This is a genomic window from Bradyrhizobium sp. SZCCHNR2028 (assembly GCF_032380995.1).
Classification (GTDB): Bacteria; Pseudomonadota; Alphaproteobacteria; order Rhizobiales; family Xanthobacteraceae; genus Bradyrhizobium.
In genome coordinates this window covers 69,096-93,036 of the sequence record NZ_JAUHJF010000008.1, presented here as the reverse complement: position 1 = coordinate 93,036, position 23,941 = coordinate 69,096, and the positions used below count along the sequence as shown (strand labels likewise).

At 66.2% G+C, this 23,941-nt stretch carries 22 protein-coding genes and 1 pseudogene; 8 read left to right on the top strand and 15 right to left on the bottom strand.

Annotated elements, in window-relative coordinates; all coding sequences use genetic code 11:
- Positions 1–13: 13 nt before the first annotated feature.
- The 4 genes from QX121_RS15520 to QX121_RS15505 all read right to left on the bottom strand — a co-directional run bounded on the left by QX121_RS15520 (position 14) and on the right by QX121_RS15505 (position 2,823).
- A complete protein-coding gene (locus QX121_RS15520) occupies positions 14–634 on the bottom strand; it encodes a hypothetical protein (protein WP_315737021.1) in 621 nt (206 codons plus the stop codon).
- Between the two features lie 180 nt (positions 635–814).
- Complete coding sequence (locus QX121_RS15515) at positions 815–1,081, bottom strand: hypothetical protein (protein ID WP_315736147.1); 267 nt, start codon at positions 1,079–1,081, stop codon at positions 815–817.
- A gap of 84 nt (positions 1,082–1,165) precedes the next feature.
- On the bottom strand, positions 1,166–2,137 hold the full coding sequence (locus QX121_RS15510) for a nitronate monooxygenase (protein WP_315812385.1): 972 nt from the start codon (positions 2,135–2,137) through the stop codon (positions 1,166–1,168).
- Between the two features lie 56 nt (positions 2,138–2,193).
- The gene (locus tag QX121_RS15505; protein ID WP_315812384.1) at positions 2,194–2,823 is read right to left on the bottom strand and encodes a hypothetical protein; all 630 of its coding nucleotides are present in this window, start codon (positions 2,821–2,823) and stop codon (positions 2,194–2,196) included.
- A 154-nt stretch (positions 2,824–2,977) separates the two neighbouring features.
- Between QX121_RS15505 and QX121_RS15500 the strand changes: the two genes are divergently transcribed.
- Positions 2,978–4,540: an AMP-binding protein gene (locus tag QX121_RS15500; protein WP_315812383.1), complete on the top strand. Its 1,563-nt coding sequence runs from the start codon at positions 2,978–2,980 to the stop codon at positions 4,538–4,540.
- Positions 4,541–5,795: 1,255 nt separating this feature from the next.
- On the opposite strand, the gene QX121_RS15495 is transcribed toward QX121_RS15500, so the two are convergent.
- Both QX121_RS15495 and QX121_RS15490 read right to left on the bottom strand, forming a co-directional pair.
- On the bottom strand, positions 5,796–6,803 hold the full coding sequence (locus QX121_RS15495) for a hypothetical protein (protein WP_315782959.1): 1,008 nt from the start codon (positions 6,801–6,803) through the stop codon (positions 5,796–5,798).
- A 548-nt stretch (positions 6,804–7,351) separates the two neighbouring features.
- Complete coding sequence (locus QX121_RS15490) at positions 7,352–7,765, bottom strand: DUF1801 domain-containing protein (protein WP_315782958.1); 414 nt, start codon at positions 7,763–7,765, stop codon at positions 7,352–7,354.
- A gap of 112 nt (positions 7,766–7,877) precedes the next feature.
- On the opposite strand from QX121_RS15490, the pseudogene QX121_RS15485 reads away from it, so the two are divergent.
- Positions 7,878–8,051: pseudogene (locus QX121_RS15485) on the top strand (methyl-accepting chemotaxis protein); the annotation flags it as partial.
- 335 nt (positions 8,052–8,386) lie between these two features.
- On the opposite strand, the gene QX121_RS15480 reads toward QX121_RS15485, so the two are convergent.
- Genes QX121_RS15480 through minC form a run of 4 tightly spaced genes read right to left on the bottom strand, consistent with a single transcriptional unit; the run spans position 8,387 to position 10,979 of the window.
- Positions 8,387–9,160, bottom strand: coding sequence for a thioesterase family protein (locus QX121_RS15480; protein ID WP_315736141.1), 774 nt, complete (start codon positions 9,158–9,160; stop codon positions 8,387–8,389).
- Positions 9,161–9,181: 21 nt separating this feature from the next.
- Positions 9,182–9,457 (bottom strand): cell division topological specificity factor MinE, encoded by a 276-nt coding sequence (gene minE, locus QX121_RS15475; RefSeq protein WP_315716282.1) that lies wholly within the window; start codon positions 9,455–9,457, stop codon positions 9,182–9,184.
- Positions 9,454–10,269: a septum site-determining protein MinD gene (gene minD / locus QX121_RS15470; protein ID WP_315736140.1), complete on the bottom strand. Its 816-nt coding sequence runs from the start codon at positions 10,267–10,269 to the stop codon at positions 9,454–9,456. The genes minE and minD overlap by 4 nt, the downstream gene beginning before the upstream one ends.
- A gap of 20 nt (positions 10,270–10,289) precedes the next feature.
- Positions 10,290–10,979 (bottom strand): septum site-determining protein MinC, encoded by a 690-nt coding sequence (gene minC, locus QX121_RS15465; protein ID WP_409999111.1) that lies wholly within the window; start codon positions 10,977–10,979, stop codon positions 10,290–10,292.
- A 524-nt stretch (positions 10,980–11,503) separates the two neighbouring features.
- On the opposite strand from minC, the gene QX121_RS15460 reads away from it, so the two are divergent.
- The 4 genes from QX121_RS15460 to QX121_RS15445 all read left to right on the top strand — a co-directional run bounded on the left by QX121_RS15460 (position 11,504) and on the right by QX121_RS15445 (position 17,243).
- The gene (locus tag QX121_RS15460; protein ID WP_315812382.1) at positions 11,504–12,139 is read left to right on the top strand and encodes a hypothetical protein; all 636 of its coding nucleotides are present in this window, start codon (positions 11,504–11,506) and stop codon (positions 12,137–12,139) included.
- A 45-nt stretch (positions 12,140–12,184) separates the two neighbouring features.
- Positions 12,185–13,795, top strand: coding sequence for an ABC transporter substrate-binding protein (locus tag QX121_RS15455; protein ID WP_315812381.1), 1,611 nt, complete (start codon positions 12,185–12,187; stop codon positions 13,793–13,795).
- A 131-nt stretch (positions 13,796–13,926) separates the two neighbouring features.
- Entirely contained in the window at positions 13,927–15,459 is a 1,533-nt protein-coding gene (locus QX121_RS15450; protein ID WP_315772714.1) for an ABC transporter substrate-binding protein, read from the top strand.
- A gap of 212 nt (positions 15,460–15,671) precedes the next feature.
- Positions 15,672–17,243 (top strand): ABC transporter substrate-binding protein, encoded by a 1,572-nt coding sequence (locus QX121_RS15445; protein ID WP_315797706.1) that lies wholly within the window; start codon positions 15,672–15,674, stop codon positions 17,241–17,243.
- 82 nt (positions 17,244–17,325) lie between these two features.
- On the opposite strand, the gene QX121_RS15440 is transcribed toward QX121_RS15445, so the two are convergent.
- From QX121_RS15440 to QX121_RS15420, 5 genes are all read right to left on the bottom strand, one after another.
- Complete coding sequence (locus QX121_RS15440; RefSeq protein ID WP_315812380.1) at positions 17,326–18,294, bottom strand: nitronate monooxygenase family protein; 969 nt, start codon at positions 18,292–18,294, stop codon at positions 17,326–17,328.
- Between the two features lie 143 nt (positions 18,295–18,437).
- A complete protein-coding gene (locus QX121_RS15435) occupies positions 18,438–19,064 on the bottom strand; it encodes a hypothetical protein (RefSeq protein ID WP_315812379.1) in 627 nt (208 codons plus the stop codon).
- A complete protein-coding gene (locus tag QX121_RS15430) occupies positions 19,064–19,645 on the bottom strand; it encodes a YqaA family protein (RefSeq protein WP_315737020.1) in 582 nt (193 codons plus the stop codon). The genes QX121_RS15435 and QX121_RS15430 overlap by 1 nt, the downstream gene beginning before the upstream one ends.
- Before the next feature lie 69 nt (positions 19,646–19,714).
- The gene (hisE, locus tag QX121_RS15425) at positions 19,715–20,116 is read right to left on the bottom strand and encodes a phosphoribosyl-ATP diphosphatase (protein ID WP_315812378.1); all 402 of its coding nucleotides are present in this window, start codon (positions 20,114–20,116) and stop codon (positions 19,715–19,717) included.
- 103 nt (positions 20,117–20,219) lie between these two features.
- Positions 20,220–20,621 carry a hypothetical protein gene (locus tag QX121_RS15420; RefSeq protein WP_315812377.1) on the bottom strand — a complete coding sequence of 134 codons (402 nt, stop codon included), beginning with the start codon at positions 20,619–20,621 and terminating at the stop codon, positions 20,220–20,222.
- Between the two features lie 276 nt (positions 20,622–20,897).
- Between QX121_RS15420 and QX121_RS15415 the strand changes: the two genes are divergently transcribed.
- Together QX121_RS15415 and QX121_RS15410 are read left to right on the top strand one after the other, a co-directional pair.
- Entirely contained in the window at positions 20,898–21,962 is a 1,065-nt protein-coding gene (locus QX121_RS15415) for an ABC transporter substrate-binding protein (protein ID WP_315812376.1), read from the top strand.
- A gap of 88 nt (positions 21,963–22,050) precedes the next feature.
- Positions 22,051–23,841 carry a glucan ABC transporter ATP-binding protein/ permease gene (locus tag QX121_RS15410; RefSeq protein WP_315812375.1) on the top strand — a complete coding sequence of 597 codons (1,791 nt, stop codon included), beginning with the start codon at positions 22,051–22,053 and terminating at the stop codon, positions 23,839–23,841.
- Positions 23,842–23,941 lie beyond the last annotated feature (100 nt).

Genomic DNA, 23,941 nt, shown 5'->3' with positions numbered 1-23,941 from the left:
GTGGCCGGACCAATCAGATCGCGGCTGCGACCTTGTCGAGGCCGATGGTGCGCGCAAGCCGCCGCACTTCGTCCTTCTGGTCCTCGCGCAGCTGCCACAGCAGCGGCATCGCGGCCGACTTCAGCTGCTGCACCTCATCCGAATCCGGATCGATCGCCACCGCGCCCGGCTTCGCCGCGCCCTGGCGGCCGGCGTGGATCTTGCGGGCGACGGCGCGCAGCGCCGTCTCGACCGCCGGCCAATAATATTCCTGGCTCGACGACAGCCGCAGCCGCTCCTTGATGCCCGCGATCTGGCCGTCCGACAGCAACGAATAGGCCTTCTGCACCTCCGGCTTCAGCGGCGCCGGGGCCGGCTCGCTCCTGGCGAGAATCTTTGACTTCGGCACCACCGGCTCGGCAGCGACGACGGCCGACGCTTTCGCCATTTCCGGCTCGGACGGCGCATAGGCAAAGGCCTGGCGCAGCGTCGCCTTCGACGGGGCACTCGGCTGCTGCACCTCGGGAGCCGCAAGTGTGACCATCGCCAGGCGGTCGCCCTTGGCTTCACGGTTGGAGATTGGGCTCTTCGCCACCACAGGCGGCATCATCGCACCGGCCGAAGGCACGCTGTCCCGCATCAGGACGCTTGTCACGGCCGCGCCTGCGATCAGCACGCCCAGCACAGCGACAAAAGCGATCGACTTCGTCACGCAATTCTCCGTATCCCGGCGGAAAGCCGCAGCTTGCCGAAAAGTGGGAGTTAATTAAGGCTTTACGATGCCACAGAAACACAGAGGCCACCATTCTGCCCTGTGAACATGACGGATATTTTTTTACGCCGCCGAAGACAGCTCGGCCGGCATCAGCAGGTCGTACGCGGCCTGGATGTCGGCGACGATGTCGGAGGCCTCCCAAAGCGCCGCCGGTTCCACCGAATGCAGGCTGATGGTCCAGTTCCCGCCGCGAGCGGTGCGGGGAACGCTCATGATGTCGAACTGGACGTTGCGGCACAGCGGATGCCGCTGCAAAGCATGCCCGACGCGGATCCGGATCTCCTCGAGAGTCGCCCGCTCCTTGTCCTGCCGTAGCCCGATGCCCATCGCACGATTCCGCCAAGTTCAAGCTCCGCGGATTGTGGGACCCGATGGTTAATGGTGCCTTAAGGACACACATCACGTTTTCTCTCATGATCGGAGGCCGCCCGCGCCGCCGTACTCATCAGCCGTGCGCGCGACCAGCACGGCGACCGACGGGATGTCGGTGACCCCCGAGGTCGCGTGCCCCGCGCTCCAGATGTCGCGCCAGCGTTTCGGCCGCGCCTCGCGCGCGGCGATGTCGATGTCGCTGCCGATCTCGATCGCGCCGCGCGCCGGCAACGCTTCGGGATCGAGCCCGGCCGCGACGATCGACGGCCGCAGCATGCTGGTCGGCAGGCCCGTGAACGCCGAGGTGAGCAGCACGTCGTCGGCCGAGCTTGCCACCAGCATCGCCTTGTAGCGATCATCGGCCATGCTTTCGCGCGTGGCGATGAACTTCGTGCCCATATAAGCGAGATCGCAGCCGAGCACTTCGGCCGCCCGCAAGGCCACGCCGTCGCTGATGCCGCCCGCGAGCACGATCGGCCCGGCGAAGAACGCCCTGACCGCGCGCACGAAGGCGAACGGGTTGAGCCAGCCGGTCTGGCCACCCGCGCCGGCCGTGAGCAGCACCAGCCCATCGGCGCCGGCTTCCACCGCGCGCTCGGCATGACGGATCGAGGCGACGTCGGCCAACACCAGCGCGCCCGCATCATGCAAGGGCGCAACGACCTTCGCCGGCGAGCCGACCGATGTGATCACGATCTCCGGCCGGTGCCGCAATAGCACCGCGAGATCGTCCTTCAGCCGCGCGTTGGAGTGATGCACGATCAGATTCGGGCAGACCGGCGCAGTCGCCGCCCCGCTGGTATCGCTGCTGCGCGCAAGCCGATCCGCAATCCGGAACAGCCAGGCGTCGAGCTCGTCGGGGGTGCGACAATTGACCGTCGGGAACGCGCCGATCACGCCGTTGGCGCAGGCCGCGCTCACCAGCTCGATTCCCGACACCAGAAACATCGGCGCTGCGATCAGCGGCAGGCGCAGCCGCGTCTGCAGCCCGGCCCATCGAGTCTCCTGCACGGCGCGTCCTCCCTGATCTCTGTTCGGCTCAGGGATAACGACGCAGCCGCATGCGATCAATCGTTGCCGAAGAAGCTGAAGCGCGGCCCTTCCATGCCGACCGGCTGCGCCGCATAGGCGCGCGGCGTCGTATCCTCGCGCACCGCCTGCTCGACGGCGCGCAGATCCTGCTCGCGGCGCTGGCGCCGGCGCTCGACATATTGCCGGTGCCGGTCGGCGCGGCGCTGCTCGGCGACGCGCTTGCGCTCGGCCCCGCGCGCCTTCAGGTCCGCGTCCTGAACTTTTTCTGCGGCCTTCTCCTGGAGCTTGGCCTGGGCTTCGTCGGACGTGGTGGCCGGGGTGGTGGCCGCCACCGCAGAAGCCGCGGGCGCAGCGTTCGCGTCCGTCGCAGCCGCCTGCTGCGACGGCGCGGGACTGGCCGAGGCCGACGTCGCAGGCGCCGTCTCGGCTGCTGCAGGCGACACCTTGATCGGCGTCGTCGCAGCCGCCTGCGTCGCCGCAAGATACGAGGTGGCGGTCGGACTTGGCGACGGCGCGTCCGGTCCGGAGCGCTCGAGCTTAGTCGATTCCATCACCGGCGATCGCGGATGCATGCCCTCGGCCAGAATGAGCCCACCGCCGAGACCAGCCGCGACGGCGATGGCGACCGTTCCGGCTCCTGCAAAAAAGGCTGTCGAGGTGCGCATGGCCTTGCTCCTTATTCTTCGGCCGGGCAACGCGGGGCGCGCTGCGATGTTCCGGGAACGGCAGAGCGCGCCTTGAGCGCGAGGCACTTTCTGATAGCGTCGGCCACAAGCCATGCGACGCCACAACGATCGCGGCCTCCCGGGAGGACGTTCCATGAGCCATCAGCTTCACACGTTTCCAGTCGTCTGCGAGCAGACCCTGCTCACCCTGTCGCGTCACCCCTCGCGCACCGCTTTCAGCTGGCCCGGCGGATCGCTGTCGTATCAGGGCGCGATCGACCTGATCGGGCGCATGCAAGGCGTGTTCATGCGCCTCGGCCTTTCGCCGGGAACACGTGTCGCGTTGCTCACCGCGAACCGCGCCGATACCTGGTGCGCCGGCACGGCGGCACAGCTGTCGCGGCTCGCCATCACCTGGCTGCATCCGCTCGGATCGCTGGAGGACCAGCTGTTCCAGCTGTCGGATTCGGAATCGCAGGTGCTGGTGATCGATGCGGCAGCGTTCCGCGACCGCGGCGGCGAGCTCGCCGCGCGCGCCGACGGCCTCCGTCACGTGTTCACGCTGGGGCAGGCCGGCTATGGCGCTGACCTGCTCGCCGCAATCGAGCAGGCCGGCCACGCCACCGCACGCAATTTCGCCACGCCCGACGACATCGCGACCCTGAACTACACCGGCGGCACCACCGGAAAGTCGAAGGGCGCGCTGCGCCATCACCGCGAGTATGGCGGCTTCGCCACCGCTATCCTCGCCGATTTCGAGATTCCGGAGCGTGCGCGCTACCTGACGGTGGCGCCGATCAGCCATGTCGCCGGCACCAAGGTGCTGCCGACCCTGATGCGGGGCGGCACCGTGCACATGCTGAAGGGATTCGATCCCGAGGCCGTGCTGGCGACCATCGCCCGCGAGCGCATCAACTTCACTTTGTTCGTTCCAACCATGATCTACGTGCTGCTGGATCATCCCTCGCTCGGCAAGACCGATCTCTCCTCGCTCGAGCTCGTGCTGTACGGCGCCTCGGCGATGTCGCCGACGCGGCTCGTCGAGGGCATCGAGCGCATCGGCCCGGTGTTCTCGCAGCTCTACGGCCAGACCGAATGCTATCCCGTCTCGGTGCTGCGCAAGGCCGATCATGATCCGAAGCAGCCGGAGCTGTTCCTGTCCTGCGGCTTCCCGATCGCGGCCTGCGAGGTCAAAATCCTCGACGACGACGATCGGGAGGTCGCGCAGGGCGAAGCGGGCGAGATCTGCGTGCGCGCGCCGCATGTGATGGCGGAGTATTGGAAGCGGCCGGACACCACGGCGGAAACGTTGAAGAACGGCTGGCTGCACACCGGCGACATCGCTCGCCGCGACGAGCGCAGCTACATGTACATTCTCGACCGCAAGAAGGACATGATCGTCTCCGGCGGCTTCAACATCTTCCCGCGCGAGATCGAGGACGTGCTGACGCAGCACGCCGACGTCGCGATGTGCGCGGTGGTGGGCGTGCCCGACGACAAATGGGGCGAGGCTGTCACCGCGATCGTGGTGCCCCGCGCCGGCGCGCAGATCGACGCTGCCGAGCTGATCGAGCTCGTGAAGGCGCGCAAGGGCTCGGCCCATGCGCCCAAGAGCATCTCGTTCGTCAAGGAGCTGCCGATGACCGGCGTCGGCAAGGTCGACAAGAAGGTGCTGCGCGCACGGTTCTGGGAAGGACGCGGGCGGATGGTGGGGTAGCGGCATCATCAGCTCCCTCGATCGCCACCGTCATTGCGAGGCGCTCTTGCGCCGAAGCAATCCAGGGCCGCGGATGAGGCCCTGGATTGCTTCGCTCCGCTCGCAACGACGGCAATCCAGACTCGCGGCTTTGCAATGCCGATGGAAGCTTTCGCCCGTAGCCGCCGCGCTCCGCTGTCGTCCCGGGCAAGCGAAGCGCGACCCGGGATCCATAACCACAGGGCAGCGTCGTAAGCGCTGACGTCGCGACCCGCGTGCCTCGACCATCGTCCTGTGATTATGGGTCCCGGCGTTCGCCGGGACGACAGCCTCTGTGTGGCGCGATACTCGCCACGCGATCCGCTGTATCCAAACAACACTGAATGCGTTGCCCCCATTGCAGACATGACATTGCTGCCTCGCGGCGCACCTGCGTCCGAGTCTTGCTGGTGTCGTTCCCCTCCAACTCACGGAGGGTGCAGGGAAGGCCAGGCCTCGACCGAGGCCTGCGGTCCGCGTGCAGCAAAAAAGCACGCGGCAGAACCACAGGTTCGGCCGGATAGACCCGGCCTTCCCTGCGCGGTGGCTTTACGATTTATACGCAGTCTCCTCGGTGACCGGCTTGTTTGCCACCGTGGCGACAACGCGTTTCACGCGTTGCGCGGACCTCAGCGTCGGGAGGCCAGGACCCTGCGACTTCACCGTCCGCGACGTGGCGTACGTCGGCATGCCCAAAGCATGCTGCGCCCCATCGCGGCCACCGCATCCCACCCCAACGCATCGTGACGTTCGCGAAGCGCCCCTCGTCAGTGAAGCGGGATGGGGAGAAAAGACCATGGATTTCGGAAAATGAAAAGTCGAATATTTTTCGCTCCGCATCTGGACAGCCCAAATCAGCTTGATCGCGCGAGCGAATTTCGTCTTTGCGCGCGCCGCTGCGGACGCCCGACCTGCGCCGGAAGGTATCGATGGGGAAGCAAGCCTGCTCGTCGGCCAAATCAACCTCGCTGCGGCACAACGAATCCCACGCGACGCGCAACAGAGGGCCCAACGTAAAGCCGGTCTGCACTCCGACCCGCTGTCGTGCCGAACAAGCGAAGCCGGACGATGTGCAGGCATCGGCGCGTTCGCGCGACCCAGGACCGATACCACAGGACGTGGCGAGCCCAGATGCATCAACGCGCGTGCCTCGAATATGGCCCTGGGGTTATGGGTTCCGGCGTTCGCCGGGACGACACTGATTTTGTCGAACGAGCGTCCGAACACGACAACCATCTCACAACGCCGCGAACGCAGCGCGCGACGGTGCGAGCGGCAACCAGTCCGGGATGCGGCGCTTGGCAAGCCAATACGGTCGCCACAGCCTGCGCCAGGTGGCGAGATCGAGCGGGGCCTGGCGCCATTTGATCCTGCCCGTCTCGATCTGCGGCAGGTCGTGCAGGTGCAGCCACCGCCGTGCGATCCACCACAGCTCGCGCGGCGCGGCGGCATTCCCGGGGCCTTCGAGCTGGATGATGTTGAGCAACGGATCATGACAATGGAGCCCGGTCTCCAACGTCGCGACGCGCTCGCCATTGCGCCAGACGCTCCACAGCCGCGAGCGGTTATGGGCGATGTCGTCATCATAGGTGCGGACGCAGTTGCGCATGACGACCGCTTCCTCGACGATGGCCGGGATGTCATCGAGCGGCCTGAATTCATAATCACCCACACGGCCCGGGTTGAGCCACATGTTGCGGATCGGCCGCTGACCGATGTTGAGGTGCAGCGTCGTGTTCGCTCGCCAGGCGAAGGCGGCTGTCCGTGCGGCGTCGAGCTTCATGGCCGGAGTCCACGGCCGTTCGATGAGCTCGCGGCCGAAGCAGCCGGGCTGTCCCGAGAACCAGATCCACAGACCGAGCAGATGCATGTGATCGCGCTTCGGCGCCCGCAGATACTCGCGAGCGATCCAGACGGCGGCGGCCTCATGCGCCAGCGCCGCCATCTCCGCCACGAGCTGCAGCCAGGTCGGCATCAGCTTCGGCGAGCGCGGCAAATGGTTGCCGATCTGCCGCCGGAACAGCTCGCCGTTTGGCAATGGTGGGATCGGACGGACGAACGCCTCCGGTGGCAGCTTGCGCAGCCAGAGCGGCAGACCGGCCGCGGCCGCCGCCTCGGCCAGCGGACGCCCCGCGATCACGCACGCGATCGCCCGCTCCGGATCGACATCCGGGCGCGGCACCGCCAACGCGAACAGCAGCGCCGGAAAGCTCAACGCGAGGTCGGCAAGATGAGGATGTCGCATCGCGCATGCGCGCACGCGGGATTGCAGACGAGACGAATAGCGCCGCAGCCGGCGTTCGCGCAGGTCGGAACGCTCCGGCTCCCGGCGGGGAGTCAGCAAGAGATTTGATGTCATGACACGACGGTTCAAGCGCAGGCCATGAGGGCCTGCGGGCTTTTCGATGAGATGCGAAAGGGTCAAATCATGGCCGGGACAATCATCCCGGTCGGCCGCGTCAATGATCGCGCAGCGAACCCGGGAAGCGCGTGAGTCTGGACATCGTCGCCTCCTGCGTTGAAGTTGGGATGCGCTGAACTAGCGTGTTTCTCGGCAGAGCGCAACCATGGCTGCCGCCTCCTCCCAGCCCGATGCACACGGGTCATCGTTGCGAAAGGTTGTCGGCGACCGGCACCGCCGTCGCGGGCCCTCCCGAAACGACGAAGCGATCCAGGCCTTCCAGACAGATGATTCGACTTGGCCCTGGATTGCTTCGCTGCGCTCGCGACGACATGGTGAGTGAGCAGCGACCTGGATCGTTGATACTGACTGCGCGGAGCGATGCACCAGCCCTAGCGCTTCCCCTTCGTCATGTTCAGCGCCACCGCGGCGCGGATCAGCGCCATGAACGCAGTCTCATCGATCACGTCGCCTTCATGAAGGTCGATGGCGCGGCGGGTGTTGCCGTCGAGGCTCGCGTTGAAGAGGCCGGAAGGGTCCGGCAGCGAGGCACCCTTGGCGAACGTCAGCTTCACCGCGGCCTTGTAGGTCTCGCCGGTGCAGACGATGCCGGCATGCGACCATACGGGAACGCCGCGCCACTTCCACTCCTCGACGATATCGGGATCGGCCTGTTTGATGAGATCGCGGACGTAGCTGAGCGTGACGCCGCGCCAATCCCCGAGCTCCTTGATCCGGGCGTCGATCAGCTCCGACGGAGACTGGTTCCCCTCGCCGACGCTCGTAGCCTTCGTTGGTTTCGCCATGACGCTTGTTCCCATCCACCTGCTTGTCGTTCCACCTGCGTGTAGTCCGCGTCGTAGTTATACGACCATCTTGGCCTGCTCAAGTTTAGAGCAATATTGAGAACTCCACGGCCAAGCGGCACAGTGCACCAACGAGGTGTCGTCCAACATCACCGAGGTGCAGCACGACGCCAGCGAAACCGGCTCGGCCTCGTCCCAGGTGCTGTCGGCGGCGCAGTCGCTGTCACAGGACAGCAACCGGCTGAAGCTGGAGGTGGGACGATTCTTGAACACGGTGCGGGCGGCGCAAGAGCGAAATCATTCGTCGTTGAACTCGTTCACTCGCGACAACGGCAGTGTGTTCCCTCTCCCGCTTGCGGGGGAGGGCTAGGGAGGGGGCCGCTCCAGCGGCGGTGTGCGTGGCGCCCCCTCTCCAACTCTCCCCCGCAAGCGGGGGGAGAGGGCGCAGCGGAGCTTGGCGCGGGGTTGATCGGTTCATCGGAAACGAAGCAGGCAACGGCCGATCACCGACCCAACTTAATAACACCTCGCCGCGGCGCGCCGTTGGAAACGAAGCAGCGCCGGTGCGGTGATCAGTTCGCCAACTCGCTGTGAACGCAATCCGGACGGCTGACCGCCCCCTCACCGCTTCTCGATCACGAGGCTCTGCACCACGCGGCCGAAATAGCCCCTGACATCACCCAGCCGCGCCATCGCCAGACCGGCACCGTCCGGGCCGATCCAGCTTTCGGCGTCGAGCAGGATCCAGTCGCCGACCGGCTCGCGGGCCATGTTCACGGTGAGGTCGGCGTTGAGGAAGGTGTAGCTGTGGAAGTCGAGAGCAGCGGAGGTGCCGTTGCAGAAGTCGCTCGCGACCACGGCGCGCATCGCCTGCGACACGGCGTGGCCTTCGACCAGCGGCCAGTCGACGCGGTACCAGATCGCGCCGGGTCCCTTGACACCGAACCGGCCGCGCGCGGCGCGCAGGGTCATGCCGCGCACGAACGGGCTGGTCGAGAAATCCGCAGGCTCCGGCAGCGCATCGTCAGGACCGACCAGATCGACCGGCAGCTCGCGGACATCGTCCGGAAGCGGCACGGCATCCTGCCTGATCTTGAGCACCGTCGCCGTGACCACCACCGTATCGCCGGCGCGCAGCCGCACCGCGCAGAGCTGGATTTTGCGGCCCTCGCGCAGCACCTCGGTCTCGATGAGGAGCTCTGCGAGCGGCACCGGGCGCATCAGGTCGATGGTGACGCGGGCGATGCGCATCGGCGACGTCGTCGGAATGCGCTCGGCAGCCCACACGGCCAGCGCCGACGGCGCAGACCCGTGTTGCATCGTCGGATCCCACGGTCCCGCAGCATCGGAGCTGACGGCGACCCGATTGTCCGCGATGCGGAAGATCGGCCGCATCAGCGCGCGCCTCGCCACGTCTCAGCCGGCGCTGGCAAAGGCGCGGTCGGCGCCATTGGGCAGTTCGATGTCGACCTCGAGCGTCGAGACATGCTTTCCCCGATCCATGCGAACGATGACCTTGTCCGGATCGAGTACCACATGGCGCGAAACCACGGCGAGGATTTCCTCGCGCAGCTGCATCAGGAGATCGGGCTGTCCGCGCAGGCTGCGCTCATGCGCGAGCAGGATCTGCAGCCGCTCCCGCGCGACAGGCGCGGAGGCCGCACGCCCCGTAAAGAGCCGCAGCACGCTCATGCAGCCCTCCGTCCCAAGAGCAGGTTCATCAGGCCCTTGCGCTCGGTCGGGATCTGCATCTCGACCTCCTCGCCGAGGAGGCGGCGCATCGCATCGTGATAGGCGCGCGCGGGGGCGCTCGCGGGGCTGTTGAGCGTCACGGGACAGCCGACGTTGGAAGCGCGCAGCACGTCCTGGCTCTCCGGCACGATGCCGAGCAGCGGCGTCGCGAGAATCTCCAGCACATCCTCGATCGACAGCATCTCGCCGCGCGCGGCGCGGCCGGCATCATAGCGCGTGATGAGAATGTGCTTCTCGACGCGCTCGCCGTTCTCGGCGCGCACCGTCTTGGAATCGAGCATGCCGATGATGCGGTCGGAATCGCGCACCGACGACACCTCCGGATTGGTGACGATGACCGCCTCGTCGGCATAGCGCATCGCCAGCATGGCGCCGCGCTCGATGCCGGCCGGGCTGTCGCAGATCACCCAGTCGAACGTCTTGCGCAATTCGGCGATGACGCGGCCGACGCCGTCCTCGGTGAGCGCGTCCTTGTCCTTGGTCTGCGAGGCCGGCAGCAGCCACAGATTTTCCAGCCGCTTGTCGCGGATCAAGGCTTGCGGCAGCTTGGCGACGCCGTGCACGACGTTGATGAGATCGAACACGACGCGGCGCTCGGCGCCCATGACCAGATCGAGATTGCGCAGGCCGACGTCGAAATCGACGACGACGACCTTCTCGCCGGCCTGCGCCAGCGCCGCGCCCATCGCCGCCGTCGTGGTGGTCTTGCCGACGCCACCCTTGCCCGACGTCACTACGAGTACTTTCGACATGTCACGAATCCTCCTGCTACTCAGTTCAATGCAACGATCTTCATGGAATGACCTTCGAGCCGCGCCTGCGCGGCCCGGCCGCGCAACGCGGCGTCGATCTGCTCGGCCGTCTGGTAGTAGCCGTCGATCGCGACCAGCTCGGCCTCGATCTTCTGGCAGTAGATGCGCGCCGCCGCGTTGCCGTTGATGCCGGCCATCGCGCGGCCGCGCAGCGCGCCATAGACGTGGATCGAGCCGCCGGCGACGATCTCGGCGCCCGACGACACCGCGCCGAGCACGGTGACGTCGCCGTCGGGAAACACGATCGACTGGCCGGAGCGCACGGGCTGGTCGAGCAAGAGCGATGTCGGCTGCTGCAGCTGTGGCTTCTCCGGCTCGATCTCCTGCACGGCGCAATGACGGCCGCCGGACAACAAGGGGGGCATGCCGAGCGACAGCCGGCCCTGCTCGACGCCTTCGAGCCCGAGCACGCGGATGTTGCGCGACTCGATGCTCTTGATGAGGTGCGTGATGGCGAGCGGGCTCAGATCCACCGCGGAGAGATCGAGCACGATCGGCTTGCCGACGAAGAAGCCGGGCGAGCCCGCGAGCGTTGCATCGAGCTCGCTGAGCCAGTCGGCAATCGGCACCACCGGCGAAAACACGAAGGCTACGTAGGAGCGCCCGCGCAGACGAATAACAGGACGCACCGTTTCAGCGCTGGCACTCATGACCATCCGACCCAACCTTCTTAGTGATTGGTTAACTGTCGGCGCCAGATGGTTAACGGATGGTTAAATCGACGCTAAGCCGCTCAAAAATCGACAGCGGCCCGCCCGACATAGTTCGATGATGATCGAATCAAGGCGCAATCTTGGCATCAATGAGACGCAATTCATGAGCATCTGCGTCAAGACCTATCATGCCTCATTTTAATCACATCATGATGATAACTTTAACGTACATATAATTCGGAACCGACGACTTTAGGAGGTTCCGATCGATTGACACTCGTCAGGGGGCGGGGCATGGGATCGATAGAGGCGCCCAAGGCACGGCAAACGTGCCACGGCGCCTTGCAGGAAGGGACCGCTGGCGTGCGATCGTTGATCGACGCGAAACGTCTGATTCTGCGAGTGATTCCGTGTGGACTGAAGTGGCAGACCAGCTCCCGCTCTTCGTTTGAAACTAGCTCTCATACGAACCGTGGCAGAAGCGTATCAGTTTCCGGAATCGAGCGTCAGAGGAGTAGCGTATGAGTTCGTTGAGTGAACAGAATCCGATGAACCCGCAGGACCCGCTGCACTACGCACCGCGGTGGCTGCGCGAACGTCCGGAAGCCGCGCGTCTATCTCTCGTCGGTGACAATGCCAAGGCAGCGGAGGCGGCCGAGCGTCCCGCTTCGGGACAGCAAGGACCGCTCGATGCTCGCCTGGAGACCGCCGTGTTCGAATCCCTTCGTCAGTCGCTGAATCCGCAGGTCATGCGCGAGCCGCCGGATCTGGAGCGCGAGCGCGACCGCCGCTCGGTCGTATTCAAGGTGGCTGGCCGCTTCGCCGCTGCAACCGGCGTCGCCGCCGTCGTCGCGCTGTTCTTCGTCAACATCGTGCCGGTGTGGCGCCAGCCCGACGCAAGCTCGTCCTTCGTCGCCGCCGTGCAGTCGATGAAGACGCTGCCGCCGGTCGCCGCCGACGTGCAGGACGCCAAGACGGACCAGACCAGCGCGCTGCCGGAGCGGGTCGAGCCGCAGGCTCCCGCGCTGTCGCAGTTCAAGTCGCTGCTCGCGGACGCTCCGGCGCCGACGGCAGAGGCCGACACTCCCGAAAAGCCCATGCTGCAGCAGTTCATGCAGTGGAACCAGAAGACGGGTCAGATGGAGCGGGTTCGCTAAACCCTCTACACGACTGATCCGACTTCCAACACATCACAGGCGACGATGATCGACGTCCTACCGCAGAAAGCGGCAGCACGCCGTCCGCTGGCTCATGCCCGTGTGGCAGCCATCCTGCTCGCGTCCCTCGTGGCCGGCGAGGCTGTTGCTGCGCCCGGCGAGAATGTGAGCGTGGCGCGCCAGCTCGGCGGCCGCGTCGGCCCGATCATTGGCGCCGCGCTCGCGTGCCGCGACATCGCCCGGCCGCGCATCCAGGCCATCATCGAGAAATTCCAGCTCGTCATCCGCGAGGCCGCCTCCAGCGAGGCCGACCGTGACGAGCTGACGCGCCTGCTCGACCGCTACGTGGCCGAAGGTCGCGGCCTCGTCACGTCAGGCCGGATGGATTGCGGCGGCGCCGATCGGCAGCTTGCCGATCTCGAACGGTCCATCGCCGCGCCGCCTCCGGCGCGCGCGAACCTGCCCGCCGTGAGCATCGGACCTGCGACCGCGCAGGCCGCGACCGTACCGGCGCAGCTGCTGCCGCCGGCCGGCAACGTGCGCGGAGTGACGCAGAGCGAGATCAAGCTCGGCATGGTCATTCCCTACAGCGGACCGGTGAAGGAGAGCGGCCGGCTGCTCAAGATCGGCGTCGAGGCGGCGTTCAATCGCGCCAACGAGGCCGGTGGCGTCAACGGCCGCATGCTGAAGCTCGTCACCGCCGATGACGGCTACGATCCCGCGCGCACGCTGGATGCGATGAAGCTGCTCTACGAGAAGGAGCAGGTGTTCGGCTATATCAGCAATTTCGGCTCGGCCACCGCCGCGGTCGCCATCCCCTACGCGCTCGAGCGCCGCACGCTGTTCTTCGCGCCCTATACCGGCGCCAACGTCGTGCGCCACGATCCGCCCGACCGCTACGTCTTCAACTACCGGCCGAGCTATGCCGAGGAGACCGACGCGCTGGTCCATTATCTCGTGAAGATGCGAAGGCTGCATCCGCGCCAGATCGTCGTGTTCGCGCAGAACGACGCGTTCGGCGACGCGGGCTTCGCCGGCGTGGCCAAGGCGTTCCGCACGCTCGGCGCCAGCGACAATTCGATCGTGCGGGTCAACTACCCGCGCAACACGGTCGAGGTCGACGACGCCATCAATCAGTTGAAGCTGCTGAAGACCCCGGTCAAGGCGGTGGTGATGCTGGCGACGACGCGCGCCGCGGCCAAATTCATCGAGAAGGCCCAAGGCGTATTTCCGGGCGTCATCTTCGCCAACATCTCCGCGGTCGCGGGCTCGGCGCTCGCCAGCGAGCTGATGCTGCTCGGACCGCGCTACGCCGAGGGCGTGATCGTCAGCCAGACCGTGCCCGGCGTCTCCGGCTATTCGAGCCTGGTCCTCGAATACAAGAACGCACTTGCGAAATACGCCCCGGGCGAGCCGGCCGACTACACCTCGCTCGAGGGCTACATCGCCGCGAGCATCCTGATCGAGGGACTGAAGCGCGCCGGTCCGAACTTCGATACCGAGCAACTGGTCGAAACGCTCGAGAACATGCGCAACATCGATCTCGGCCTCGGCACGCAGCTCGGCTTCGGCCGCGCCGAACACCAGGCTTCGCACAAGATCTGGGGCACAGCGCTGGACGACAGCGGCATCTATCAACCCGTCGAACTTGAATAGGATACCGCTAGAGGCAAGACAGCCTCAACTACCACGACAAAAGAGCGACAGTGAAACCCGACATTAATTCGAAATGCCACGAATAGTAGAACGAAGAGGGTTGGAAACAAGCTGAGCAGGTGGAAGGTTCGATGGCCGTGCGTTGGTCCGCGTTGATCATCGGGAGTGTTTTCGCAGCTCCCTTGAGCCCCGCTTTGGCGGCGGCTCCCGACGTCGTCCGGGAGCTTGGCGGCCGGGTTGGGCCGATCGTGGGACAGGCGTCCGCCTGCCCGGACATCGCGCAGGGCCGGGTCCAGAGCATCGTCGACAAATTCCGCGAAGCCATCCGCCAGGCGACGAGCAATGACGGCGAGCGCGATCAGCTGACCCGCAGCTTCAATGGCTACATCGCCGAGGGCCGTAGTCGTACGGGCGCCTCGCAGGCGACCTGCGCCGCCGCGGAGCGGCAACTGACGGAGCTCGAACGCTCGCTCGGCCAGCCGGCTGCGGCGACGGCCCCGATCACACCGGTCAAGGCCGAAGCGACGACTGGCGCCGTCACCGCGGGCCCCGTGCGCGGCATCACCGACCGTGAGATCCGCTTCGGCATGGTCCTGCCGTTCTCCGGCATCCGCAAGGAGACCGGACGTCAGATGCGCCAGGGCATCGAGGCCGCGTTCGCACGCACCAACGATGCCGGCGGCGTCAACGGGCGCATGCTCCGTCTCGTGGCGGCCGACGACGGCTACGATCCGAACCGCACGCTGGCGGCGATGACGCAACTCTACGACAAGGAGCAGGTGTTCGGCTTCATCGGCAACGTCGGCACCGCCAACTCGCAGGCGGCGATCCCCTATGCGCTGGAGCGGCGCACGCTGTTCTTTGCGCCGAACACCGGCGCAGCAGTGGTGCGACGCGATCCGCCGGATCGCTACGTCTTCAACTATCGGGCGAGCTACGCCGAGGAGACGGCCGCGCTGGTGCGCTACCTGATCAAGATGAAGCGCGTCTCGCCCAAGCAGATCGCCGTGTTCACCCAGCAGGACCCATTCGGCGACGACGGTTTCGCCGGTGTCGCGAAGGCCTACCGACAGTTGAACCTCGGCGAGGCCGTGACGCGCATCAACTATCCGCGCGCGACGATGGACGTGGAAGAGGCGGTCAATCAGGTCAAGGCGCACAAGCCGGGACTCAAGGCGGTCATCATGGTGGCGACCGATCGCGCCGCCGCGAAATTCATCGAGAAAACGCGCGACGCGGTGCCGGGCCTGATCTACGCCAACGTGTCCGCCGTCGGCTCGACCTCGCTCGCGACCGAGCTGAAGCTGCTCGGTCCGCGCTTCACCAACGGCGTCATCGTCACGCAGGGCGTGCCGGCGGTTTCGGGCTATTCGAGCCTCGTGCTCGACTACAAGAACGCCCTGGCCAAATACGCGCCCGGCGAGGCGCCGGACTACACGTCTCTCGAAGGCTATATCGCGGCGACGATTTTGATCCAGGCGCTGAAGCAGACCAGTCCGCTCGACACCGAGCGCCTGGTCGACACGCTCGAATCGATGCGCAGCCTCGATCTCGGCCTCGGCACGACGCTCGCATTTGGACGCGCAGAGCACCAGGCCTCGCACAAGATCTGGGGCACTGCCCTCGACGAAACCGGCACGTATCAGGCAATCGAACTTGAGTAGAATTAGCTTCGAAGGGGAAGAACTGGTGAAGACGTTTCGTTAGCAGGTCCTAAAGTATGATCGGAAAAAGGCGTGTCGGGTTACCGAAATGGTCATGCTCTTAGGAAAGGCTGGTCTGTGCATGGTGACGGTCTTATGTCTTCTCCGTCGCAGACACGGCGTCAATTCACCAGGCGGAAGACCTGGATGGGGTCCAAAGTGGGATAGTGGCAATGAACTTTCGTTGTAGCGTGTTCTTGGTTGCGGCATTGCTCGCAACGCCCGCCAGCGCGGCGGGCACCAATGCGGATGTGGTGCGTAATCTTGCGAGCCGGGTCGGGCCGATCGTGGGAGCAGCATCCGCCTGTCAGGCGATCGACCAGGGCCGCGTTCAGGCCATTGTCGACAAGTTTCGCGAGGTGATCCGGGAGGCCTCCACCGGCGGCTCGGATCGTGACGAGCTCACCCGCGTCTTCAACGGCTACGTCGCCGATGGACGCAACCGCGTGGGGGCGGCGCAGACCGACTGTAACGCCGCGGGCCGCCAGCTCGCCGAGCTCGAGCGTTCGCTCGGGCAGAGCGCGCCGAGCCAGACCGCCACCAGCCTCGCCGGGGTGATCGCCCCGTCCGCGGCCGTGGCTGCGACGGCACCGACCGCGACGCTGCCGCCAGCGTCCACCACCAACGTGCAGGGCGTCACCGCCAACGAGATCCGCTTCGGCATCGCCGCTCCGTTCTCGGGCGCTGCCAAGGAGCTCGGCCGGCAGATGAAGATGGGCATCGAGGCCGCCTTCAACCGCGCCAACGACGCCGGCGGCATCGCCGGGCGCTCGCTGCGGCTCTATTCGGCCGACGACGGCTACGAGCCGTCGCGGACGCTGGACGCGATGAAGCAGCTCTACGAGAAGGACAAGGTGTTCGGCTTCGTCGGCAATGTCGGCACCCCGACCTCTGCCGTGGCGATGCCCTACGCCCTGCAGCGCCGCGTGCTGTTCTACGGCGCGTTCACCGGCGCCAACCTCCTGCGCAACGATCCGCCGGATCGCTACGTGTTCAACTATCGCGCCAGCTACGCCGAAGAGACCGACACCGTCGTTCGCTATCTGGTCAAGCTGCGCCGCCTGCCGGCCAAGGACATCGCCGTGTTCGCGCAGCAGGACGCCTATGGTGATGCCGGCTTCTCCGGTGTGGCCAAGGCCTTCCGCTCGCTCGGCCTTGCCGACACGGCCATCTTGCGCCTCAACTACAAGCGCAACACGGTCGACGTCGACGACGCGGTCAACCAGCTGCGGGCATTGAAGAACCCGCCCAAGGCGATCGTCATGGTCGCAACCTATCGCGCAGCCGCGAAGTTCATCGAGAAGACGCGCGATCTGTTCCCGCACATGATCTACACCAACGTCTCCTTCGTCGGCTCGACCGAGCTCTCGGACGAGCTGATGCTGCTCGGTCCTCGCTATGCCAGCGGCGTCATCGTCACCCAGGTGGTGCCGGCCGTCGGCGGCTATTCGAGCGCCGTGCTCGAGTACAAGAGCGCGCTCGAGAAGTACTTCCCGGGCGAGGCACCGTCCTACGTGTCGTTCGAAGGCTACGTCTCGGCCAACGTGCTGGTCCAGGCGCTGCGCCGGGTCGGCCCGCAGCTCGACACCGAGGCGCTGATCGACACGCTGGAGAACATGCGTGACATCGATCTCGGTCTTGGCGCCAAGCTCGGCTTCGGCCGCGCCGAACACCAGGCCTCGCACAAGATCTGGGGCACGGCGCTCGACGAGCGCGGCAAGTTCCAGGCGATCGAGCTGGAATAGCCCGCCCGCTTGTTGCGGCCTCAACAAAAAAAGCGCGACAGCCCTGGCTGCCGCGCTTTTCTTTTGTCCGTCGCGGAGCCGCTTAGAGCGGCGGATCGATCGCCTCGTCATATTCCTTCTTGAAGCGCGCGATCAGCTCGGCGGCGGGCAGCACGTCCTTGATGGCGCCGATGCCCTGCCCCGAGCCCCAGATCTCCTTCCACGCCTTCGGCTTGGCGCGCTCGCCCGAAGCATCGGTGCCGAAGCTCATCTTCGACGGATCAGAGGTCGGGAGATTGTCCGGATCGAGGCCGGCTGCGACGATCGACGGCTTCAGGTAGTTGCCGTGCACGCCGGTGAACAGGTTCGAATAGACGATGTCGTCGGCGCCCGAGCTGGTGATCATCTGCTTGTAGCCTTCGACCGCATTCGCCTCCTTGGTGGCGATGAAGGCCGAGCCGATATAGGCGAAGTCGGCGCCGAGCACGCGCGCGGCACGGATGGCGCGGCCGTTCCCGATCGCGCCCGACAGAGCGATCGGGCCATCGAACCAGCTCCGCGTCTCCGCCACGAAGGCAAACGGCGAGATCGTGCCGGCATGTCCACCGGCGCCCGCCGCGACCAGGATCAAGCCGTCGGCGCCCTTCTCGATCGCCTTGTGCGCGAAGGTCTGGTTGATGACGTCGTGGAAGACGATGCCGCCCCAGCCATGCGCCGCCCGGTTCAGCTCCTCGCGCGCGCCGAGCGAGGTGATCATCATCGGCACCTTGTACTTCTCGCACAGCGCGAGATCCTGCTCGAGCCGGTTGTTGGAGCGATGCACGATCTGGTTGACGGCGAACGGCGCCGACGGGCGTTCCGGATGCGCGCGATCATAGGCGGCGAGCTCCTCGGTGATGCGCGCCAGCCATTCGTCGAGCAGCGCGGCCGGCCGCGCGTTGAGCGCCGGAAACGAACCGACCACGCCGGCCTTGCACTGCGCGATCACCAGGTCGGGCACGGAGATGATGAACAGCGGCGAGCCGATCACCGGGATCGACAGGCGGCCCTTGAACAAGGCGGGCATGGACATGGATGGGAATTCCTCTTGCGTTGAAATGCGGAAACGCTCGTGATCGCGAGCATGCCCGACATCATGCCGTGATGGCAATTCGCTCGCAGAGGGACCGGAAAAGCCCGATCAGGGTCTTGCGTTGAGGCGCTGGCGTGCCGGCGTCATTGGCAGAGCGCCGAGGTCACGTAGGTGTCGGTGCGGCAATCGCCCGGCTTGCGCTGGCGACCGGGGATCAGCACCCTCGCCGAGCAGGTCTCCGCGGAATCGGTGTTGAGGCTCTTGCCTTCCTTGTAACCCTTGCCCTGGCACAGCCGGTCGGCGCCAAGCTTGCAATCCGGCGTGGCGTTGGCGGCGATCGGACAGACGATGCGGCCGGAGATCATGGTCGAGGGCTTGGTGAGCCGCGAGAGCGTGTCACTGGTCTCCTTCAGCACACTCGGTGCGGCGTCGCCGCCGTTCGGGGCAGCCGGCCGGTCGGCTTGCCGCGGCGGGCCTGCGGGAGCGCCGGCCGTCTCGCCTTCGTTCGCGGGCGGCTCAGCCGTGGCCTCCGGACGCTTCAGCGGAATGACCGCCATCTTCTCGAACAGCTTGCCGAGCTCCTCCACCAGACCCGGATTGGAGGACGGCGGCGCAGGCTGGACGGCAGGCGCCTGCTGCGGCGGCTGTTGCGGCGCTTCTCGCAGCCCCAAGGAAGGCGTCGTTTGCGCCCATGCCGCGGCGGCGGAGAGAACCGAGACGACGACGAGCAGCGCCGCCCCTGCCCCCGGCCCCGGGCGCAGCGGCCGCATCAGATCAGCTTCACGGCGACGACGAAGCCGGCCACCAGCACGGCCGCGCCGATCGCCACCCACAGGCCGAGATGCTTCTCGATGCGCACCCTGATCCATTCGCCATAGCGGTTGAGCAATATCGCGGCGATGAAGAAGCGGCCGCCGCGCGCGATGATCGAGCAGACGATGAACAGAAACAGATTATAGCCGGCGAAGCCCGACGTGATCGTGACCAGCTTGTAGGGGATTGGCGTCAATCCCTTCACCAGGATGATGACGGCGCCCCACTCGGCATAGGAGGCACGGAACGCCTCGACCTTGTCGCCGAGGCCGTAGAGCTGGATCAGCCAATGGCCGAGCGAGTCGTAGAGCAGCGCGCCGATGGCGTAGCCGACCAAGCCGCCCGCCACCGACGCCGCGGTGCAGACGCCGGCGAACAGCCAGGCCCGCTGCGGCTTCGCCAGCGACATCGGGATCAGCATCACATCCGGCGGCACCGGAAAGAACGAGCTTTCAGCGAAGGCAACCGCGGCCATGATCCACATGGCATGCGGCTTGTGGGCGGCGTCGATACACCAGTCGTAGATCCGTCTGAGCATGCTGGCGATGAAGCAAACCGGGCAGGATTTGTCCATGGCCCATATGCCGGTCCGAATCGGAGCGCCACACTAGTGCCGCTTGCGGATGGTCCGGCTTTCGGCCGCGACGATCGGTCGCCCCACCACCCGTCCGGGCGCGGCCTTGGCGACCTTCACCGGCGATTTCGGCAGCTTCTCGGCGATGCCGAGCATCAGCTCGCGCCGTTCCATCTCGCGCCAGACGTCCTCGGGCTGGACATCGAGCTCGGCCCATAGCACGGCCAGATTGTAGATCAGGTCGGCGCTTTCGCGCACCACGGCCTGGGCGTCGCCGCCGACGGCATCGATCGCAACCTCGATGGCCTCTTCGGCGAGCTTTTTGGCCATCTTGGCCGTGCCCTGCTGCATCAGCTTGGCCGTGCGCGATCGCGCGGGATCGAGATCCCTGGCCGCCAGGACAGCGCGATAGAGCCGCTCGATCGAATCAGTCATCCCGCCACAATAGTTAAATTCGATGGTCCGCATATTAACGTTCGCGGCGGGCAAGAAAAAATCCGCCGGCGCGGGGCCGGCGGATCGTCTATTCGATCTCACATCACCAATGCGGGTGATGATAATAGCCGCCACCGTAATAGGGGCCGCCGCCGTAATACTGATAGCGCGGTCCGTAGCCGTAATAGGCCGGCCGGCCATAGTAATAGTTGTCCTCGTAGTAGGAACGGCGGTTCTGTGTCGCCGCGATGGCAAGTCCGGTGCCGACGATGCCGGCGAACGCCGCCGCAGCCGCCGCGCCGCCGTTGCCGCGATAGTGGCGCCGGCGGGCGCTGACATCGGTCAGGCCGCCATCATTGGCCGCCTTGGCGACGACGCCCTTCTCGGCCGGCGCGGAGCCGGCAAAGGCGAGTGTCGGCTGCACGGCCGTCAAAGTCACCGCGGCCACCGTCGCCAGGACGGTAGCACGGCCAAAGCGTGAAAAACTTCCGCACTGTGCGATCATGTGGATCCTCCGTACAATCTCATCTCGCGTACCAACTCGCGAACTGCGTCCACAGTTCCCCTCGCGAAACCCGAAGTCGAAGCCGCAAATCGCCGCAGGCCTTGCTCATGGACCGTTCACATTCGATCCGCCATGATCAGGCACCGCCGGCTCCGAGCGGCAGCGACACAGCGACGTTGTCACGAAATTGACATATCGATCTCGCGACGGCCGGCGAACTGATTAGAATACCGGCGTGACAAGACCGGTACGGCCTGCGAATACCGGCGTGACATGATGTGCATGCGACGACCCGTCACCCTGCTTGCTTTGGCGCGCTTGGCGCTCCTGGCGGCCTTCGTGGTGCCCGCGTGGCTGTCAGATCACGAGGCCCTCGCAGAGGAGCCGAAACGTCCGGTCGCCGTCATGTTCGCGCTGGATCGGCCGCTCGATGGCAGCATGGCGCCGCTGGTCCTCGCCGCCAGCCGAGGGCTGTTCGCCACCGAGGGCGTGACCGTCACCATCGCCACGGCCAAGGGCTCTCCCGATGCGATCGCGCGGGTAGCCTCCGGCGAGGCCGACATGGCGCTCGCCGACATCAACGAGCTGATCCGCTATCGCGACGCGTCCTACAGCCAGCCGGTCAAGGCCGTGTTCGTGCTGTTCAACAGGGCGCCTTATGCGATCATCGCGCGCAGGAGCCGCGGCATCAACGGGCTCGGCGACATCGAAGGCAAGACGCTCGGCGTCGCCGAGGGCGATCTCTCGATCCGGCTGTGGCCGGCGGTTGCGCGGCACAACCATCTCAGGCCCGAGACCATCAAGCTGTCGCGCGTCGGCGCGGCCGTGCGCGAGCCGATCCTGTCGGCCGGCCAGGTCGATGCCGTCAGCGGCTTCTCCTATTTGTCGGCCCTCAATCTGCGCGACCGCGGCGTGCCTGCCGCCGATCTCGCGGTGCTGCGCTTCGCCGATTACGGCTGCGAGGCCTATGGCCACGCCGTCATCGTCAACCCGGGCTTCGCAACCAAGCAGCCGGCTGCGGTGAAGGGATTCCTGCGCGCGCTGACGTCTGGCCTCCAGCTTGCCATCAAGGACCCTGCCGGCGCGATCGCCGACGTGGTGAGCCGGATGGATGACGGCTCGCGCGAGCTCGAGCTGCAGCGGCTGCAGAGCGTGCTCGTCGACAACGTGCTGACGCCGGACGTCCGCCGCGACGGCATCGGCGGCATCGATCCCGCCCGGTTCGAGCGGGCCCTCGACCAGCTCGCCGAGGACGGCAAATTCCACCACAAGCGTCCGCTACCCGCCGACATCTTCGACGACAGCTTCCTGCCGCCCGCCGACAGCCGGCTCGTCAACTGAGCGCTCGCCGCGGCGGCCGTTCCCTTGCTAACATGGCGCCGCGCGCACCCAGCGCTGGCTCCAACTGTCGACACGAAGCGCCCCGCCCATGTCCCTGCTCCGCATTTATGCCCGCGTGCTCCATCTGCTCGGAAAGGAGGCGCGGCTGGGCTGGTTTCTGGCGATCGCCAACCTTGCCCTCGCGGTGGCACAGTTCGCCGAGCCGGTGCTGTTCGGACGCATTGTCGACTCGCTCTCCGGCAACGCCTCGACCAGCACCGCCTGGCCACTGCTCGCGGCCTGGGCCGGATTCGGCCTGTTCACGATTCTGGCCAGCGCCTGGGTCGCGCTGCAGGCCGACCGGCTGGCGCACCGGCAGCGCCATGCGGTGCTGACGAGCTATTTCGAGCACATTTTGCAGCTGCCGCTGACGTTCCATTCCGGCACCCATTCCGGCCGGCTGATGAAGGTGATGATCAACGGCACCGACGCGCTGTGGAAGCTGTGGCTGTCGTTCTTCCGCGAGCACTTCGCCGCCATCATGTCGGTGCTGGTGCTGCTGCCGCTGTCGCTCTATCTGAACTGGCGGCTCGCGATCCTCTTGTTCGTGCTGTGCGTGGTGTTCACGGTGCTGACGACGCTGGTGGTGCGCAAGACCTACGGCATGCAGAGCGAGGTCGAAGAGCACTACAGCGACCTGTCGGCGCGCGCCTCCGACGCGCTCGGCAACGTCGCGCTGGTGCAGAGCTTCGTGCGCATCGAAGCCGAGGTGCAGGGCCTGCGCAACGTCGCCGGCCAGTTGCTCTCGGTGCAGATGCCGGTGCTCGGCTGGTGGGCGCTGGTGACGGTGATCACGCGCGCCTCCACCACCATCACGGTGCTGGCGATCTTCACCCTCGGCATCGCGCTGCATCAGCAGGGACTGACCTCGGTCGGCGAGATCGTGATGTTCGTGTCGTTCGCGACCATGCTGATCCAGAAGCTCGAGCAGGTCGTGTCCTTCATCAACAACGTGTTCATGGAAGCGCCGCGACTGGCCGAGTTCTTCACCGTGCTCGACGCCGTGCCGGCGGTGCGCGACCGCCCCGATGCGATCGACGTCGGCCGGCTCTCGGGCCTGGTCGAATTCAACGATGTGTCGTTCTCCTATGACGGCAAGCGGCCGGCGGTGGAGGACCTCACCTTCACCGCGCTGCCCGGCCAGACCATCGCGCTGGTCGGGCCGACCGGCGCCGGCAAGTCGACCGCGATTGCGCTCCTGCATCGCGCCTTCGATCCGCAATCCGGCTTCATCAAGATCGACGGCATGGATGTCCGCGGATTGAAGCTTGCGGCCCTGCGCCGGAACATCGGCGTCGTGTTCCAGGAGGCGCTGCTGTTCAATCGCTCGATCCGCGAGAACCTCTTGGTCGGCAAGCCCGATGCGACCGAGGAGGAGATTCGCACCGCCGCCGCGCGCGCCCAGGCGCTCGACTTCATCGACCGCGCCGAGCAGGGCTTCGATACCAATGCCGGCGAGCGCGGCCGCATGCTGTCCGGCGGCGAGCGCCAGCGGCTCTCGATCGCGCGTGCGCTCTTGAAGGATCCGCCGATCCTGATTCTCGACGAGGCGACATCAGCGCTCGATGCCGTCACCGAGGCCAAGCTCAACGCGGCGCTCGACGAGGTGATGAAGGGACGCACGACCTTCGTGATCGCGCACCGGCTATCGACCATCCGCAACGCGACGCGAATCCTCGTGTTCGAGAACGGACGCGTGATCGAAAGCGGAACGTTCGATGAACTCGTCGCCAAGGGCGGCCACTTCGCGGAACTGGCGAAGGCCCAGTTCATGGTGCAGGAGAGCGCGCGCGCGACTCTCGCAGCGCCCGAGAGCGACGGCACCATCGTCAAGACCTGATCGCGGGACGCTTTCATCGTGGAATTGAATGGCTGGCCTCTGTTCGCCAGCGTCGAGCCGGTATAGGTTCGCGGCCTGCCGCAACCGAAGCGGCGCCGGA

Excerpts from the sequence above, each read along its gene's own strand:
- QX121_RS15490 (WP_315782958.1), bottom strand. The coding sequence starts at position 7,765 with ATGGCGAAACCAACGAAGGCTACGAGCGTCGGCGAGGGGAACCAGTCT.
- QX121_RS15430 (WP_315737020.1), bottom strand. The coding sequence starts at position 19,645 with ATGCTCAGACGGATCTACGACTGGTGTATCGACGCCGCCCACAAGCCG.
- QX121_RS15450 (WP_315772714.1), top strand. The coding sequence starts at position 13,927 with ATGGCCGTGCGTTGGTCCGCGTTGATCATCGGGAGTGTTTTCGCAGCT.
- QX121_RS15415 (WP_315812376.1), top strand. The coding sequence starts at position 20,898 with ATGTGCATGCGACGACCCGTCACCCTGCTTGCTTTGGCGCGCTTGGCG.
- QX121_RS15500 (WP_315812383.1), top strand. The coding sequence starts at position 2,978 with ATGAGCCATCAGCTTCACACGTTTCCAGTCGTCTGCGAGCAGACCCTG.
- QX121_RS15455 (WP_315812381.1), top strand. The coding sequence starts at position 12,185 with ATGATCGACGTCCTACCGCAGAAAGCGGCAGCACGCCGTCCGCTGGCT.
- QX121_RS15495 (WP_315782959.1), bottom strand. The coding sequence starts at position 6,803 with ATGCGACATCCTCATCTTGCCGACCTCGCGTTGAGCTTTCCGGCGCTG.
- minC (WP_409999111.1), bottom strand. The coding sequence starts at position 10,979 with ATGAGTGCCAGCGCTGAAACGGTGCGTCCTGTTATTCGTCTGCGCGGG.
- QX121_RS15445 (WP_315797706.1), top strand. The coding sequence starts at position 15,672 with ATGAACTTTCGTTGTAGCGTGTTCTTGGTTGCGGCATTGCTCGCAACG.
- QX121_RS15480 (WP_315736141.1), bottom strand. The coding sequence starts at position 9,160 with ATGCGGCCGATCTTCCGCATCGCGGACAATCGGGTCGCCGTCAGCTCC.
- hisE (WP_315812378.1), bottom strand. The coding sequence starts at position 20,116 with ATGACTGATTCGATCGAGCGGCTCTATCGCGCTGTCCTGGCGGCCAGG.
- QX121_RS15435 (WP_315812379.1), bottom strand. The coding sequence starts at position 19,064 with ATGCGGCCGCTGCGCCCGGGGCCGGGGGCAGGGGCGGCGCTGCTCGTC.
- QX121_RS15460 (WP_315812382.1), top strand. The coding sequence starts at position 11,504 with ATGAGTTCGTTGAGTGAACAGAATCCGATGAACCCGCAGGACCCGCTG.
- QX121_RS15440 (WP_315812380.1), bottom strand. The coding sequence starts at position 18,294 with ATGTCCATGCCCGCCTTGTTCAAGGGCCGCCTGTCGATCCCGGTGATC.
- QX121_RS15420 (WP_315812377.1), bottom strand. The coding sequence starts at position 20,621 with ATGATCGCACAGTGCGGAAGTTTTTCACGCTTTGGCCGTGCTACCGTC.
- minD (WP_315736140.1), bottom strand. The coding sequence starts at position 10,269 with ATGTCGAAAGTACTCGTAGTGACGTCGGGCAAGGGTGGCGTCGGCAAG.
- QX121_RS15515 (WP_315736147.1), bottom strand. The coding sequence starts at position 1,081 with ATGGGCATCGGGCTACGGCAGGACAAGGAGCGGGCGACTCTCGAGGAG.
- QX121_RS15505 (WP_315812384.1), bottom strand. The coding sequence starts at position 2,823 with ATGCGCACCTCGACAGCCTTTTTTGCAGGAGCCGGAACGGTCGCCATC.
- minE (WP_315716282.1), bottom strand. The coding sequence starts at position 9,457 with ATGAGCGTGCTGCGGCTCTTTACGGGGCGTGCGGCCTCCGCGCCTGTC.
- QX121_RS15410 (WP_315812375.1), top strand. The coding sequence starts at position 22,051 with ATGTCCCTGCTCCGCATTTATGCCCGCGTGCTCCATCTGCTCGGAAAG.